Annotated in this window: 15 protein-coding genes; 1 reads left to right on the forward strand and 14 read right to left on the reverse strand. The window is 64.5% G+C overall.

The genetic code is table 11. From position 1 onward, the window contains the following. Positions 1-13: 13 nt before the first annotated feature. From H6A16_RS10700 to H6A16_RS01570, 6 genes are all read right to left on the reverse strand, one after another. Positions 14-790 carry a hypothetical protein gene (locus tag H6A16_RS10700; RefSeq protein WP_239458126.1) on the reverse strand — a complete coding sequence of 259 codons (777 nt, stop codon included), beginning with the start codon at positions 788-790 and terminating at the stop codon, positions 14-16. 48 nt (positions 791-838) lie between these two features. Next, entirely contained in the window at positions 839-2,176 is a 1,338-nt protein-coding gene (locus tag H6A16_RS01550; RefSeq protein WP_204615539.1) for a hemolysin family protein, read from the reverse strand. 82 nt (positions 2,177-2,258) lie between these two features. After that, on the reverse strand, positions 2,259-2,879 hold the full coding sequence (gene trhA, locus H6A16_RS01555; RefSeq protein ID WP_204615541.1) for a PAQR family membrane homeostasis protein TrhA: 621 nt from the start codon (positions 2,877-2,879) through the stop codon (positions 2,259-2,261). 658 nt (positions 2,880-3,537) lie between these two features. Continuing rightward, positions 3,538-4,731, reverse strand: coding sequence for a DUF362 domain-containing protein (locus H6A16_RS01560; protein WP_204615543.1), 1,194 nt, complete (start codon positions 4,729-4,731; stop codon positions 3,538-3,540). 444 nt (positions 4,732-5,175) lie between these two features. Beyond that, a complete protein-coding gene (locus H6A16_RS01565) occupies positions 5,176-6,615 on the reverse strand; it encodes a YfcC family protein (RefSeq protein WP_204615544.1) in 1,440 nt (479 codons plus the stop codon). A gap of 198 nt (positions 6,616-6,813) precedes the next feature. Continuing rightward, positions 6,814-7,305: a hypothetical protein gene (locus H6A16_RS01570; protein WP_204615545.1), complete on the reverse strand. Its 492-nt coding sequence runs from the start codon at positions 7,303-7,305 to the stop codon at positions 6,814-6,816. A gap of 123 nt (positions 7,306-7,428) precedes the next feature. On the opposite strand from H6A16_RS01570, the gene H6A16_RS01575 reads away from it, so the two are divergent. Further along, a complete protein-coding gene (locus tag H6A16_RS01575; protein WP_204615546.1) occupies positions 7,429-8,151 on the forward strand; it encodes a GntR family transcriptional regulator in 723 nt (240 codons plus the stop codon). 162 nt (positions 8,152-8,313) lie between these two features. Here the strand turns inward: H6A16_RS01575 and H6A16_RS01580 are convergent, their stop codons facing one another. The 8 genes from H6A16_RS01580 to H6A16_RS01615 all read right to left on the reverse strand — a co-directional run bounded on the left by H6A16_RS01580 (position 8,314) and on the right by H6A16_RS01615 (position 15,848). Then, on the reverse strand, positions 8,314-8,742 hold the full coding sequence (locus H6A16_RS01580) for a secondary thiamine-phosphate synthase enzyme YjbQ (protein WP_204615547.1): 429 nt from the start codon (positions 8,740-8,742) through the stop codon (positions 8,314-8,316). A 2-nt stretch (positions 8,743-8,744) separates the two neighbouring features. Then, a complete protein-coding gene (locus H6A16_RS01585; RefSeq protein ID WP_204615548.1) occupies positions 8,745-9,599 on the reverse strand; it encodes an amidohydrolase family protein in 855 nt (284 codons plus the stop codon). 89 nt (positions 9,600-9,688) lie between these two features. Next, positions 9,689-10,516 carry a fructoselysine 6-kinase gene (gene frlD / locus H6A16_RS01590; protein WP_204615550.1) on the reverse strand — a complete coding sequence of 276 codons (828 nt, stop codon included), beginning with the start codon at positions 10,514-10,516 and terminating at the stop codon, positions 9,689-9,691. Beyond that, complete coding sequence (locus H6A16_RS01595; protein WP_204615551.1) at positions 10,516-11,379, reverse strand: PfkB family carbohydrate kinase; 864 nt, start codon at positions 11,377-11,379, stop codon at positions 10,516-10,518. The genes frlD and H6A16_RS01595 overlap by 1 nt, the downstream gene beginning before the upstream one ends. Positions 11,380-11,566: 187 nt before the next feature. Then, entirely contained in the window at positions 11,567-12,532 is a 966-nt protein-coding gene (locus H6A16_RS01600) for an SIS domain-containing protein (RefSeq protein WP_204615552.1), read from the reverse strand. 62 nt (positions 12,533-12,594) lie between these two features. Further along, positions 12,595-13,437 (reverse strand): sugar phosphate isomerase/epimerase family protein, encoded by an 843-nt coding sequence (locus H6A16_RS01605; protein ID WP_204615553.1) that lies wholly within the window; start codon positions 13,435-13,437, stop codon positions 12,595-12,597. A gap of 5 nt (positions 13,438-13,442) precedes the next feature. Next, a complete protein-coding gene (locus H6A16_RS01610; protein WP_204615554.1) occupies positions 13,443-14,285 on the reverse strand; it encodes a sugar phosphate isomerase/epimerase family protein in 843 nt (280 codons plus the stop codon). Between the two features lie 18 nt (positions 14,286-14,303). After that, positions 14,304-15,848 (reverse strand): amidohydrolase, encoded by a 1,545-nt coding sequence (locus H6A16_RS01615; RefSeq protein WP_204615555.1) that lies wholly within the window; start codon positions 15,846-15,848, stop codon positions 14,304-14,306. Between the last annotated feature and the right edge of the window lie 83 nt (positions 15,849-15,931).

Consider the following 15,931-nt stretch of genomic DNA (forward strand, 5'->3'; position numbering starts at 1 on the left):
GGGCGCAGCGGTCTTACCGCCCGTCGGTATCGTTGGAGCTCGCGGCGGTGCCGCCGAACACCGAGCCGAAGACGTCGGCGATGCGCTTGGCAGGCGCGTGACCTGCCATCTTGGCGCGCTTGCGGGCGGCGTCGGGGTCCGCGGCGCGTCCGCGCTGGGGCTCCGGCTGAGGGGCGGGCTGCGGCTCGGGCGCGGGCGCAGGCTCGAAGACGGGCTCGGGCGCAGGCTCGGGAGCCGGCGCGGCGGGCTCATCCGCTGCGGGCTCGTCGGTGTCGGCCTCGGCGTCGGCAGCCTCGGGCTCATCGTCCTCCTCGCCGCGCAGGTTGAGCGCGAGCTTGCGCAGCGCTGCCACCGTGCCGGGGAAGTCCGGCGCGGGCGCCTGAGCGTGCAGGAAGGCCCACTCCATCATGAAGGCAGCCGAGGACAGGGCGCCCACGGTCAGGGCGTCGTCGGGGCAGGAAAGCTCCACGTCGAACAGGCGCTCGTCACCGGGCACCTGGCGGGTGCGTCCGCAGGACACCTTGCCCGCGAGGCCCGTCTCGTTCATGATCTCGACGCTCAGGTGCTCGAGCAGGTGCGGAAGCTCCGTATCGCCCATGCACTCCTGGAACTCGCGACCCGTATCGCCGAGGCACAGGTGCTTGGCGATGGCCGGCGCGAGGTAGTACACGCGAGCCGTGGCCTCGATATCCTCAGAGGTCCTCAGGGGCATGCCCGGGTTCACCAACACGCGTGCGCAGAGTTTCTCCGCTCCCACGGTGATCTTCAGGATGTTGAACAGGTCTGCCATGGTCTTTCCGCCTTCTCGATACCTGCATGCGCGGGCGGTCGTGCCGCGCTATGCCCTCTCGTCCTCGTCGCCGTCCTTCGCGGGCGCGGCCTTCTCCTCCGGATCGGGACCGGTCACGCGCACCAGGGAGATGCGCTGACCACGCATGGACTGCACCTTGAACTTGTACCCGTCCTGCTCGAACACCTCACCGATGGCGGGCACGGAATCGCACAGGTCCAAGATCCAGCCGGCGAGGGTCTCGTAGTCGTCGCTCTCCTCGATGGGCCAGCCGAGCTCGATAGCATCATCGCACGAAAAGCGTCCGTCCACCAACCATTCGCGGCGCGAAAGGCGGGTGAGGTACTTGTTATCGGGGTCGAACTCGTCCTCGATCTCGCCCACGAACTCCTCGACGATGTCCTCGATGGTGATGATACCCGCGGTTCCACCGTACTCGTCAACCACCACAACCATCTGCTCATGGGCGGTCTGCATCTCGGAGAGCAACGGCAGGATGTCCTTGGTGTCGGGCACGAAGGTGGCATCGCGCAGGAAGTCGCCGACCGGCGCGGTGCCGTTGCCGCTGAGCGCGGGCTTGATGAGATCCTTGATGTGCGCGATGCCCACGATGCAATCCTGGTCCTCGCGGTAGATCGGCATGCGGGAGAAGCCGGTCTCGCGCATGGTGGAGAGGACCGACATGATGTCGTCGCCCTCCTCGCACATCGTCACGTCGACGCGCGGGACCATGACCTCGCGGGCCACGGCATCGCCCAGGTCGAAGACCTCGTGGATGATGCGCTTCTCCTCGTCGAGCAGGGTGTCCTGCTCGCTGATCATGTACTTGATCTCCTCCTCGGAGACGTTCTGACGGTCGTCGGCACTCTTGATGCCGAGCAGCTTGGAGAGGCCGTTGGCCGAGGCCTGCGTAAGCCACACGAGCGGCTTGGCGAACTTGCGGAACGCGCTGATGGGGCCGGCGACCGACTTGGCCATGCCCTCGGCGTCGGACAGGCCGATGCGCTTGGGCACGAGCTCGCCGATGACGATGGACAGGTAGGACACGATGAGCGTGATGACGATCGGCGCGGCGATGGGCGCGATGGCCGTCAGCGGCTCCAGGCCGAACGACGAGAGCCACGTGGCCAGCGGGTCGGACAGCGTGTTGGACGAGACGGTTGCCGAGAAGAAGCCCACGAGCGTGATGGCAACCTGGATGGTGGCCAAGAAGTCCGTGGAATCGGTCGAGAGCTCGAGCGCCTTGGCGGCACGCTTATCGCCCTCCTCGGCGTCGTGCTCGAGGCTTGCGCGCTTCGCGGTTGTGAGGGCCATCTCCGACATGGAGAAGTAGCCGTTCAGGATCGTGAGGAGCAGCGTGGCGATGATGGAAATTGCTATGCCCATAGGGTTTGTATCGAACCTCCGTAGGTAGACTGCAGGGCGCAGATGCGAACAGGTTTGCAGGCGCGCGGGTGCGCGCGGGTCATCAGATCACGAAGAGGATCACCACCATGAAGATGAAGATGCTGCCGGCGAGCACCCACAGGTGCCAGACGCTGTGCATGTAGCGAATGCTCTTCATGAGGTAGAAGGCCGTGCCGATGGTGTAGCACAGGCCGCCGACCACCAGCAGCGCGAGCGCCAGCGGGTCGAGGGCCGCCACGAGCTGCGGCAGGCGGAACACCACGAGCCAGCCCATGATGAGGTAGATGAGGATCGAGACCCAGCGGGGCTGACGCTGACGGCCGATGATCTCGAACGAGATGCCGGCGAAGCACAGGGCCCAGATGATCACGAACATGACGATGCCGCCGTACGGCTCGAGCGTGACAAGCAGAAACGGCGTGTAGGAACCCGCGATGAGCAGGTAGATGCAGCTGTGGTCGATGGTGCGGAAGATGCGCTTGGCGGCCGGCACCTGGATGGCGTGGTAGAGCGTCGAGGCCAGGTACTCCAGGATGATGGAGACGCCGAACACGATGGCCGATGCCATGTGCGCGGGATCGGCGCCTCCGAAGGCCGCCTTCACGATGAGCAGCACGAGGCCGGCGATGCCCAGCAGCACGCCGATGCCGTGCGTGATGGCGTTGGCGATTTCCTCGCCCACTGTGTAGAGCGGGGGCTCCTTGGAGCTGCCGGATTCATGCTGTTCGCGCGGGAATTTGGGACAGGAGAGACGGCGCTTGCGGCACGTCGCGCAGGGGTCGGCGGGTTCGGCCGACGGGGAGGAATCTTCACACTCGGGCACCGGCGCGGCGTTCGCAGCCGGCACCGTGGTACTTCGCGATGTGGAACTGTCGCCTGATGCGGACATGTCGGTGAGCAATCCTCCAAATATAGATCGCTCAAAACTATAGCAAATATCTTTGACACCACACAAGCGCCAAAAGCCTGACAGGTAGGACGGGGCCCAGTGTCATGGCTTTTTGGGCCCTGGGCAAGAGGCGGGGCGGGGCGGCCTGCGCGGGGCGGCTCCGCGCGGATGTCCGAAAACATCTCCGTCCTGAAAGTGGACATGGGCGTTGCGGGGGAGGCTGTGCGCTTTCGGAACGTTGGGTGCGGTTGGCTGTGCGCTTGCGGAACGTCGGGGGCCGCGTTGTGTTCCCAAAGCGCACAGTCAGCCCTCGGGGGATGTTCCGAAGGCGCACATGAAGGCGCGGCGCGGCGAAGGCGCAGGCGGTTGGCACCTTCTGGCTACGTCCCCAAAGGTGCCAAGAAAGAGGGCGGCGAGGCATCCGATTGCCTTGCCGCCCTCGCCCTGTCGGCTACTTCATGGTGATGAGCTCGTAGTGGCTCGTACCCAGGCCGATCTTCTCGGCGTGCTCGATCATTGAGCGCCAGTTGGTATCGGGGTGGGTCATGTTGAAGTGGTCGTGCTCGCAGCGCTCGGGCACGCCGCCCTCGGCCTCGAGCTTGGCCTTCATGTCGGTGAGCTCGGTGTTGGGGAAGGCTGGCGCGGCAAGGGCCATGTCGATGGCGGCCTGGTCGATAGCGACCGGGTCGAAGCTCGCGAACATGCCGAGGTCAGGCACGATGGGCGTGTCGTTCTCGGCGTGGCAGTCGCAGTTGGGCGAGATGTCGATAGCCAGTGAGATGTGGAAGTTCGGGCGATCCTGCACCACAGCCTGCGTGTACTCGGCGATCTTGTAGTTGAGGACGTCGACCGCAGCATCGTAATCGGGCTCGATGGCGTCCTGGTTGCACGCACCGATGCAGCGGCCGCAACCCACGCAGCGGTCGTGGTCGATGTGCGCCACGGGCACGGTCACGGTCTTGCCGCTCTTGAGCTCACGCTCGCGCGTCTCGTCGAAGCTGATGGCGCCGTGCGCGCAGATGCGCTCGCAGGCGTGGCAGCCGATGCACTCCTCGGTGTGCACGGAGGGCTTGCCCGCGGCGTGCTGCTCCATCTTGCCGGCGCGGCTGCCGCCGCCCATGCCGAGGTTCTTCATGGCGCCGCCGAAACCAGCCTGCTCATGGCCCTTGAAGTGCGTGAGCGAGATGACGATGTCGGCGTCCATGAGGGCGTGGCCGATCTTGGCCTCCTTCACGTACTCGCCGTTCTTCACCGGCACGAGGGTCTCGTCGGTACCCTTGAGGCCGTCGGCGATGATCACGTGGCAACCGGTGGCGTAGGGCGTGAAGCCGTTCTGGTAGGCGCAGTCGATGTGCTCGAGCGCGTTTTTGCGGCTGCCCACGTACAGCGTGTTGCAGTCGGTGAGGAACGGCTTGCCGCCGAGCTCCTTGACCACGTCGGCCACGGCGCGCGCGTAGTTGGGACGCAGGAAGCTGAGGTTGCCCAGCTCGCCGAAGTGGATCTTGATGGCGACGAACTTGTTCTCGAAGTCGATCTGGTCGATGCCGGCGGTGCGGATCAGGCGCTTGAGCTTGTCAACTTGGCTCTCGCGGCCGTGGCTGCGCAGATCGCAGAAGTACACCTTGGCGGGCTGGGTGTTTGCCATAACGTATCCTCCCCTTGGAACATGCTGACAACACGTCGATGTGACATAGGAAAAGTATTCCACAGAAGGCGCTCGGGGAACATCATCGGATGACGTGTCACGGCTTTTGAACATCGATACAGGCACGGGGACGGGTCCTAGGCCTGCAGGTGGACAATTTCCCCAGATATGTACTGCTCAGTCGGCGTTCCGCCCGCGACAGGCCACGATGGGACGCGAGAACGCAATATAAGATGCTGTAATCTGGTGAGGTCCGCGGGCACGGACAGCCGCCCCGCCGCCCTGAGGCCCCATTTCCCCCTCCGCGCCGGCACGAAAAGATGCATATCTGGTCAGATTGTCCAGATCTCCCGCCGCATGCCCCGTCCTAACTGCCATGAAAAAGGCCCCGTGCAACGCGCGGGGCCTTGGGTGAAAGTTTGGGACCTGTCCCCGAACTTGCAGTTAGAGGGGAAGCATACCGGAGATTGCGGTGTTGATCAGGCCGAGCACCACGATCACGACCATGAACTTCCAGGAGGTCTTCCACCACTGCGGGAACGTGATCTTGCACACGCCGAGACCCGCAACCGTCATGCCGGCAACCGGCGAGATGGTGTTGAAGGTCTGGTTCGCAACGGACAGGGCGGTGACGGCAGCCTCGGGGTTGACGCCGACGAGGTCGGTCAGCGGGCCGATAACCGGGATGGTCAGGGCCGCCAGGCCGGAGGACGAGGGCACGAGGAAGCTCAGCAGGCCCTCGACGAAGTACAGGATCGTCGTGAACACCGCGGTCGGGACGCCGGCGAGCATGGTCGCGAGGGCGTTGAGGATGGTGTCGATGATCATGCCGTTCTCGGCCACGACCAGGATGCCGCGGGCGATACCGATGATGACGGCGGCGTACACGAAGTCGGCCATGCCGGCGACGAACTCCTCGGCCATCTCCTTCTCGGACAGGCCGCCGACGACGCCGGAGAGCAGGCCCATGCCCAGGAAGACGGCGCTGATCTCGTTCATGTACCAACCCTGGGTCACGAGGCCCCACACGATGAGCGCCATGCCGAGCGCGAAGACGATCAGCACGAACTTCTGGCGCTTGGTGAAGGGCATGTCGACCTCGTTCATGTCGACGACGTCGAACTCCTTGCGCTTGGCGATGTCGTCCTTATAGGTGACGGAGCGCTCGGGGTTCTTCTTGACGCGCATGGCGTACATCATGACGAACGCGATGCCAACCACGACGTAGATGACGTAGAAGATGCCGCGCAGCCACAGCTGGGGGTTACCGCTGATCTGGATGAGGCCCTGGGAGATCAGCACGTTGAAGGGGTTGACCGTCGAGCCGATGTAGCCCATCTGCGGACCCAGGAAGCAGATCATGAAGGCCGTCATGGAGTCGTATCCGAGGCCCATGATGATCGGCAGGAAGATCGCGTAGAACGGCAGCGCTTCCTCGGACATGCCGAATGTGGTGCCGCCGATGCTGAACAGGATCATGATGACCGGTATCAGCAGGAAGTCTTTGCCGCCGAGTTTCTTGATGACGCGACTGACGCCCGCGTTGATGGCGTTCGTCTTGGTGATGAGGGCGAACGAACCGCCGATGAGCAGCACGAAGGCGACGACGTCAGCGGCGCCCTGGATGCCCTGCGTGGGGGCCTGAAGGATCTCGAACACGCCCTGGCGAAGGTCGATGCCGTCCTCAGTGATCTTCGGGACCTCCTGGTAGGTGCCCGCGACGGCGACCTCGCGCTCGCCAGCGGCCGTCTCGACCATCTGACGCTCGAACTGGCCGCTCGGAACGACCCACGTGAGCACAGCGAACACGACGATCAGCAAGAACGCGATCGTGTACACGTGTGGCAGCTCGAACTTCTTTTTCTTCTTGGTTGCTTCGGCCATATCAGCTCCCTTCCTTCGGCCTGTTGGTCGAATCTACTAGATACGTCATATGTCCTTATAACGTTCTATAACGTATTTGATAATGACAAGATTCCTGCTAGGTGGGGTAAGAACACCGTTAACGGGTGTTATTTTTCGGTGAACGTAGTGTGAAGACGCCTGCGCTCGCGCCGATGCGGCGCTGCTTCGCTAGGAGGTTCAATCCGAGCTGGGGCGCGGGGCGCGCTCATGCTGAAGCGGGGTCTCCACACGCGCATCGAGCTTCTCGGCGAGCTCATCGCGAGCCAGCTCCTGCGCGTACACCCGGCCCTGACCATAGCGCCACACCCAATCGGGTATCCGCGAGGCGCCCTTCCCCGCCGCATCGATGCCGCGCACGGCAAGGCGGGCAGCAAGCAGCAAGAGAAGCCGCGCGAGGAACACCGTCGCCACGACGGCGCCCACGATGCCCGGCATGCTCAGCAGGCCGCTGCGCGCAGGCAGAAACCACAGCAGCTGCATGACGAGGCAGAACAGCACGCCGGTCTTGCTTCCGCGCAGCGCGCGGGCGATGCAGGCATCGCAGACCGGGACCTCGCGACGTTCGCCGTCGATGTACAGCTCGACACAGCGCTGCGCCGTCTGCCCGTCGAGCGCACAGACGGCAGGATCCACCGCAAGCCCCGCCGCAACCTCCGCTCTGTTCCCCATACCTCTCACCTTCCATGTCTATGCATCAGACGGCCTATCTACAGCCATTCCTGTTATGATGGCGATGTAATATGCATCGCCGCGCGATGCATCCCTGTCGGCGAACCTGAAAGCAGCACTTCGATGCCAGAACTCAAAGACGCTCGGATCCCCCTGTACCAGCAGCTCATGGAAGAGCTCAAGGCCGGCATATCGTCGGGGCGCTACGGCGCCGGACAGAAGATTCCCTCCGAAGCCGAGCTCTCCGAGATCTACGGCGTGAGCCGCATCACCGTTCGCCGCGCGGTCGAGGAACTGTGCCGCGAGAACTACCTCTCCAAGTACCAGGGCAAGGGCACCTTCGTCAACGAGAGCAAGGTCGCGCGCAAGATCAAGCAGACCGGCACCATGTCGTTCACGGACGCCTGCCGCGAGAACGGCATGGAGGCCGACGCCCATGTGGTCAGCCTGAAGCGCTCGGATGCCCGCGTCGACGAGCAGCGCTTCTTCGGCCTCGCCGAGGGCGAGCAGGTCTTCCATCTGAAGCGCGTGCGCACCGCCAACGGCACGCCCATCATGCTAGAGAACACCTTCTTCCCCTGCAGCTTCGGCGATATCGATGCCGAGGCCTTCGAGCACGCCTCGCTCTTCGATGTCATCGAGAACGCGACGGGGCACCGCATCACCGAAAGCCCCACCACGACGCTCGAGATCGTCAAGACCACAAGCGAACAGGCCAACCAGCTCGACATCGTGACCGGCGAGCCGCTGTTCTACATGCACGTGTACTTCACCGACGCACAGGGCACGCCCTTGGTCATCGGCCGTCAGTACATCGTGGGCAGCCGCTTCATCTTCAGCATCTAGCGAACCTTTCACGAAGCCCGCCAGGCAATCCAGGGCCGCCTGCGCAAAAGCGCAAACGCAGGCGGCCGATATCTCGAGCACCCCGCCGTTTTGGCACGGACGAGTGGCGGGGCGACATCGACGGAAAACCTGGCGGGCTTGCACGCAGCGAGTCCGGAACCGCTACTCCCCCATCACCTCGACGAACACGCGGCGCAGCTGGGGGCCGTCGAATTCCGCCAGGAAGATGTCCTGCGCACCGCCGCACACGATCTTGCCGTCCACCACGGGAAACGCGCAGTGGTTGCCCGCGAGCAGGCTCTTCAGGTGACCCTGCGAGTTGTTGCTCGTCGCCCCGTAGGTGGGCAGGAAGTGCGCGTGGACGTAGGGCTCATCGAGCGGCACGAGGCGCTCGAGCAGCTCCTCCATATCGGTCTCGACGCACGAGAGGCTCTCGTTGACCAGGATGCCCGTCGTCGTGTGCGCTGTCACGACCAGCACGATGCCGTTGCTGATCCCGCTGTTCTCCACGGCGGCGTGAACCTGATCGGTGATATTGAACAGTTCGGACACCTTCGTGCTCAGGTGCTCGATAGTCGTCACGTTAACCATGATCAGCCCTCCTTGATGCCCAAAAACCTCAGGGCGTTTTCCCCGTAGAGGTTCTTGCGCGCGAAATCGCGCATCGGAACCGTATCGAGGGCACGCTTGATCTTGAACGTGCGGAAACGCGGGGTGTTGGAACCGAACATCACCTGCTCCGGGAAGCACCGCTCAAACCAGCGCGGCCCCATGTCGGTGCAGAAGAGCTCCTGCATCTGCTCTTCGGGGGTATCCACGTATAGCAGCGCCGTGTCGGTATAGACGTTCGGGTACTTGAGCATGAGCGCGCACATCTCGCGCACCCACGGCCAGGCGAAATGCGAAAGGCAGATGCGCAGCGAGGGATGTGCCGCCGCGACCGGCTCGAACGCAAGGGGGCTACCCGCCGCAAGCTTGGCGCCGGGCTCCCAGGACAGGCCCGCGTCGAAGATGATCGGCCTGTCGTAGCGCTCGCACAGGCGGTACAGGGGCTCGGCGATCTCGCTCGCGGGGTCGAAGCCCTGCTTGCCCGGATGCAGCGCGAGACCGCGCAGACCGAGCTCGCCGAAGGCGCGCTCGAGCTCCTGCTCGGCGTCCTCACGATGGGGGTCGACGCTTGCGAAGCCGAAGAACCGCTCGGGATGCAGCGCGCACACCTGGGCGATCTGGTCGTTCGTGATGATGCAGCCGCCCTCCGTGGTGGTGAGGTCGAGCGGCAGCAGGGCTGCGGCATCGACGCCGCAGATGTCCCACTCGGCGAAGATCTCGTCGAAGCTCATGGGGCCCTGCTTCCAGACGCCGAAATGGTCCTCGCGGAACTCGAGCTCCTCGCCTTCCTCGGCGATCGCATCGTAGAAAATCGGATGGACATGCATATCGATAAGCATGGAGAGGATCCCTCCTGTAGCTGATGGGCGAAGCGGGGCGCATGGGGCACCACGCGCCCCGCCTACGAGGGCCACGCGGGCCCTCCTGCCTAGTAGGGTTCGAACTTGGAGATGACCTGCGAGGAGAGCGCAGCGCCGCGCGCCATGCACGCGTCGATGTCCTCGCCCGCGAGCAGGCCGTAGGTGAAGCCGGCAATGTAGGAGTCGCCTGCGCCCACGGTGTTCACCACCTCGGTCGGCACGATGCCGCACTCATGCAGGGTCTCGCCGTCGTAGCAGATGGAACCGAGCTCGCCCATCGTGGCGCACACGAGCTTGGGGCCGTAGCCGTGGACTTCCTTGACCCACTGCTCGATATGCTCATCGCGCTTGCCGTCATAGGACATGAACACGTAGTCGACATAGGGGAAGATGTCGCGGCAGTGGTACTCGGGGTCCTCGCTGAACACGGAGAAGTCCATGACGACCTCGACGCCGCGCTCCTTCCATGCGGGAAGGCGATCGAGCACCTCGCCGAACAGGTCGGTGTGGAGCATGTCGTGGCCGGCAACGAACTCGAACTCCTCGTCGGTGATCTGGTAGTCGGCCATGACGCCCTCGATCTCCTCGAGGTGCACGCGGTCGGTGCCGTTCTTGAGGTCCATCATCATCTTGCAGGTGTCACCCGGCTCGGTGCGCAGATGCGTGATGTCGATGCCCTCGGCGGAGAGCGCCTCCTTCATCTTCGCGCCGTAGTCGTCGGTTCCCACGACGGAAACCGCGCTCACCGGCACGCCCATGCGGGCGAGGTGGACACCCCAGTCGATGCCGTTACCCGTCGGGTAGAACACCCCGAGCTTCTCGTAGACGTCAGCGCAGCAGAAGCCGACTGCGCACAGGTGCTTCGAGCGGGCCAGCTCATCGTTCGCGGTGGCCATCAGTACTCCTTCCCGTGACCCCAGCTGCCATCGACCTTGCAGGTGTCGGCAGCGAACCCGGCGGCGAAATCAAGGCAGGTGCGGATGACGTCGGGGCCCGACTCGCCAGCCTTCTTGCTTGCCAGATAGGTGACGAGAAAGGCCGTGAGCAGCGAGTCGCCCGCCGCCATGGCATCCTTGAGCTCGTCGTCGGCAACCGGCTTGATGCCCTGCTCGTAGTAGGTCGTGCCGTCGTAGGCAATCGAGCCCTTGCTGCCGCGCGAGGCGCACACGATCTCGGGGCCGAGGTCGTGCACCCAGGCGAGCTTGGCGCGGATCTCGTCCTCGGGGGCATCGCCGCAGGACATGAAGGCGTAGGTCACGACCGGGGCGATCTGCTCGAAGTACTCGTCGGTCGAGTCGTCGGAGAAGTCGAAGCTGATGGGCACGCCGAGCTCCTTGATCTTGGGCAGCTCGCGCTCGGTGAAGCAGTAGTTGCCGCTGTGCACCAAATCGAAGCCGCGGATGTACTCGGCGGCGAAGCGATCGATCACGCAGCGCATGTCGCCGCGGATGCCGCCCTCGTTGGAGCCGAGGAAGATGCGGTCGCCGGTCTCGTCGACCGTCACGCGGGCGGCACCGTTGGTACCGATGACCTGCTGGCAGTGCGTGAGCTCGACGCCCTCCTCCTGCAGCGAGGTGATGACGTGCTCGGCCTCGGCATCGGAGCCGAAGATGCCCATGTAGGCGCTGCGGTCGACGCCCAGCTTCTTGGCGAACACGGCGAAGTTCACAGCGTTGCCGCCGGGATACATGATGTGCAGGTGCTCGTACTTATCGACGACGTTGTCGCCGAAGCCCAAAACGCTGATGGGATAGGACATGGTTCCTCCAAAAGGGTAGGCTGCGCCCGCGCGGTCGTGCCGGCGCAGCGAGGGGACTCCGCACTTGCACGGAGCCGGGTGGATAGCCACCGGGGCGCGGCGGGAAGGCGGCTGAGAGGGAGTGGGATGCTCGCCGCCCGGAGAGGGATGGACCCGCCGCGCACCCGAGGCTGCGGGGTTTTATGCGTTAGTAGGTCTCGATGCCCATGTAGCGGCGCATATCGGGATCGTGGTCGAACACCTTGCCGCGGGCGGCGCGAAGCTCGACGTTCATCGCGTAGAAGAGCGCCGGCTCAAGGTAGCTGCGCACCGAGGCGTCGACGGCGTCCATGCCGTAGTCCTTAGCGTCGAGCACCATGAGGGTGTCGGTGTGAGTCTTGAGGAACGCGAGGGCGCGCTCGTCGATCGCGCGCGTGGAGCCGGCGGAGAGCTGCAGGAAGTAGAACACGCCGTTCTCGGTGCACTCGAAGGGACCGTGGAAGTACTCGGCCGAGTTGATGTAGGAGCAGTTCTGCCACTGCATCTCCATCAGGCTGCAGATGGCGAAGCCGTAGGTCTGGCAGAAGTTGGGGCCCGAACCCAGGATGTAGAGGAAGTCGTGGTTCTGGCACAGCTCAGCGAAGCGCGCGCCCAGCTCGGCGTTGACCTTCTGCTTGCCGGCCTCGATGATACCGTCCATCTTGGCGATGCCGTCGACGAGCGCGTCATAGGCCTCGAAGCCCTCCTGGGCGCGGATGACCTCGGCGGCGATCATCGGGCAGATGCCCAGCGGCACCTCGGCGGTGGGAACGCCGTCTCCCCAGGGGTACACCCAGACGATGAAGTCGTCCTGATCGATCTTGGAGCCCTTGGAGTCGGTGAGGGCGATCACCGCGGCGCCGCGCTCATGGGCGAGCGTGGCGGCCTCGACGGCCTCGCGGGTGTTGCCGGAGTGGCTGCAGACGACGACCAGGCTGTGCTCGCCCAGGCGCGCCGGCACGTCGCAGGTGAACTCGGCCGCGGTGTGCCAGCCGGACGCGATCTTGCTCTCGCGCAGGACCATGTAGTGCGCGGGATACAGGTCGATCAGGCTGCCGCCGCATGCGACCCAGAAGATGTCGTCGATGTGGCCATGCTCGGCGATGACCTTCTCGATAACCTCGTGTGCGTTCATGATGTTTGCTCCTTTCTCTCCCCGTGCGGGGCTTGGTTCCGTGTTGCTGCCTGCACGACCGGTTAGTCGTCCATATAGCGCTCAAAGTTGCGCATGTTGCGCAGGTCGGCCTTCATGGGGTCATCGAAGTAGCGGCCGTCGGTGATCTCCTGGCCGAGGTAGCCCTCGTAGCCGTACTTGTTCAGGACCTCGATGAACTTACCCAGATGGTGGTTGCCGTCGCCCCAGATGAGGTGGCCGTAGGGGTTGCCGTCGATGAAGTGCATGTGGGCGATCTTGCCATCGTAGGCGGCAAACCACTCCTCGAGGGTCTCGCCCGCCACGCCCATGGCGCAGGTGTCGACCATCGGCTTCAGGTTCTCGCGGCCGACCTCGGCGATCATGCGCTGGTTGGAGGGCAGGTCGATCACGAGCTGGCTCTCCTCCGGGCGCACGGACTCCATGACGAGCTCGACGCCCCGCTCGGCGGCGAAGTCGGCCAGATGGGTGAGCATCTCGACGCTGCGCTTCCACGCCTCGTCGGCATCCTCGTTCCAGTAGCCCCAGCCGGAGTTGACCTCCATGCGCGGGCACTCGAGCTCGGCGGCCAGACGGATGCCGTTCTCGAAGTAGCCCTGGGAGCGCAGGCGATGGTCCTCCTCCTTGGCGGCGAACTGGTAGGGATACGTGCAGTTCTCCGGCGTGACGCAGGCAACGGTGAGGTTGCGGCGGCGGATCTTCTCGGCGATCTCGCGCGCATCGTAGTAATGCATGTGGTCGATCCACACGTGCGGCGCGGAGCACCACAGCTCGATCGTGGTGAACCCGCAGCGCTGCTGCGCGTCGAGGAAGTAGTCGAGGGAGTAGTTGACGTAGTGGATATTCATGCCGGCAACTTGAGACCGACGGATCTTCGGTGTGGTCATCGCGCTTACTCCTCATCCACGAAAAACGGCTCGAACGCTGCGACGTTGCGGACATCCGCCTCCGCCGGCTTGTCGAAATAGCGGCCGTCGGTGATCTCCTGGCCCAGCAGCCCCTCGTACCCGAACTCGTTGAGCACATCGAGGTAGGCCTCGAGCGGGAACAGGCCGTCGCCCCAGATCAGATGCGCGTAAGGACGGCCGTCGATGAAGTGCATGTGAACGATGTCGGAGCCGAGCGCCTCGAACCACTGGCGCGGCGTCTCGCCCGCCACGCCCATGGCGACGGTGTCGAGGCCCGCCTTCACATGGTCGTTGTTCACGTCGGCGAGGATGCGGACGAGCTCGGGCAGCGTGATGCACAGGCGGCTCTCCTCGGGGCGCACCGTCTCGATGGCGAGCGTCACACCGTAATCGCGAGCATAGTCGCCAAGCATCGACAGGCTGCGCACGGCGCGGTCGTAGGTGCGACCGTACTCCTCATCGAAGGGGGCGCCGATGCAGTTGGAGAGCACCTTGGTGGCGCCCATCTTCGAGGCTGCCTCGATGCCGCGCTTGAAGTACTCCATGCTGCGATCGTGAGCGCCGCCCTCCGGCGCGCACATCGTGTACTGATAGACCGCACACTCGGGGGTGAAGCAGCCGATGGTCATGCCGCGCGCCTCGACCTCGGCGCGGATCTTCGCCGGATCCTGGTAGCTGACGTCGTCGATGAGGTAGTGCGGGGCCTGGCCCAGCAGCTCGATGGTCTTGTAGCCGGCTGCAGCCTGGGAGTCGAGCATGTAATCGAGCGGATAGTAGATGTAGTGGATGCCGATGGCGGCAAGTTGCTCTCGCCTGATGTGAGCCATGGATCGGTCTCCTTTCGACTAGTCGAGCTGCTCGTACACGATGCGACCGTCGGAGATGGTGAGGGCCACCCCCATGTCGCGCGCATCCTTGGGGTCGGTGGCGAAGATATCGCCCGCAAGCACCGCGATATCGGCGAGCTTGCCCGCCTCGAGCGTGCCGAGGTCGTCCTCGCGGCAGCAGTTGTAGGCGCCGCCCGCCGTCCAGGCGGTGAGCATCTCGGCGCAGGTGAGCATGTTCTCGCGGTTGATGTACTCGCCGTCGTCGAAGTAACCGCCCACGCCGCTGTAGACCGATTCGCCCAGGCTCGGAAGCAGCAGCGGCAGGTCGGTACCGCAGCTCACGGTGATGCCGGCATCCTCCATGTGGCGGCGGTTCCAGTAGTAGCGCATGCGCTCGAGGCCGAGCTGGCGGTCGACCATGTCGACGATGTCCTGCTTGGCGTCGAGCGACTGGATCTGCGGGTAGATCTCGCAGATGCCGCCGATGGCGCCGAAGCGATCGAGGTCTGCGGGGTTCGAGAACTCGAGGTCGGTGATGGCATGGCGGTTGACCAGCTTGCCGTTCTCGTCCTTCTGCAGGGTGTCGTAGAGGGCGACCGTGTGGCGCACGGCGCCATCTCCCTGGCAGTGCAGCGAATAGCGGAAGCCCTCGGCGTCGACCGCGCGCGTCTCGGCCTCGATGAGGTCCCATTCGACCGGAACGGCGCAAGTCGTGGTCGGGTCGGACTTGTAGGGCTCGATGAGCTCACCGAGCGTGCTGCTGATGCCGCGGTCCGTCATGCGGTTGTAGCCTGAGAAGCGCACGAAATCGCCCTGGAAGCGCTCGCGGGCGGCGCGGCCGTATTCGAGGTCCGCGCCACGGCCGACCGGCTGGCTCATCATGGAGACGCGCACGGTGAGCTCGCCTGCGTCCTCCATGGCGGCCATGGTGTCGGCGAAGCCGTAGTAGTCGTCGAAGCACATCTCCTTGATGGAGGTGACGCCGCGGCTGTTGAGCAGAGCCATGTAGTCGTGGTAGCGCTTGCGCGTATCGGGGTGGTTCAGGCAATACGGCATGAGCTTCCAGATCATCTCGGCGTAGCAGGCGTCCGGCGTGAAGCCGTAGGCCTCGTGGGCGGCCGCGTTCATGAGGCAGCTGCCGCCGTCAGCCGTGAAGGCGACGCAGGGGACTTGGGGCGCCACGGCGTCGAAGGCCTGCTGGGCCTCAGGGGTCGTCAGGTCGGCGGGAAGGTTGTGCCCGATGAGCGGGTCGCCGGCGGCAACCTCCTGCTGCGCGAGCAGATCGGCTGCGTCCTGAACGGTCGTGGCGGCCGACAGGTCCGCGCCGAAGGAGCGGATCATCCAGCCCGTAAAGAACGTGTGCACGTCGACGAGGCCGGGCATGACGGTGCGGGAGCCGAGGTCGATGACGCGCTCGGCGTTGGCGGTGTAGGCCGCCGCCTCCGATGCCGGTCCGACCGCGACGATCTGGTTGCCGCGAATGGCAACAAAGCCCTCATGCGGCTCGGACTCCGTCGAGGTGAAGACGCTCTTCGACAGCAATACCAGCGAACACGTTTCCATATGCACTCCGTTCTCTTTGCCGACAATCTGACCTATGTCGTTATATAACGTTATATGACGACTGGTGATATGGCAGGCTTATC

It is taken from the genome of Collinsella tanakaei, assembly GCF_016900375.1.
Classification (GTDB): Bacteria; Actinomycetota; Coriobacteriia; order Coriobacteriales; family Coriobacteriaceae; genus Collinsella.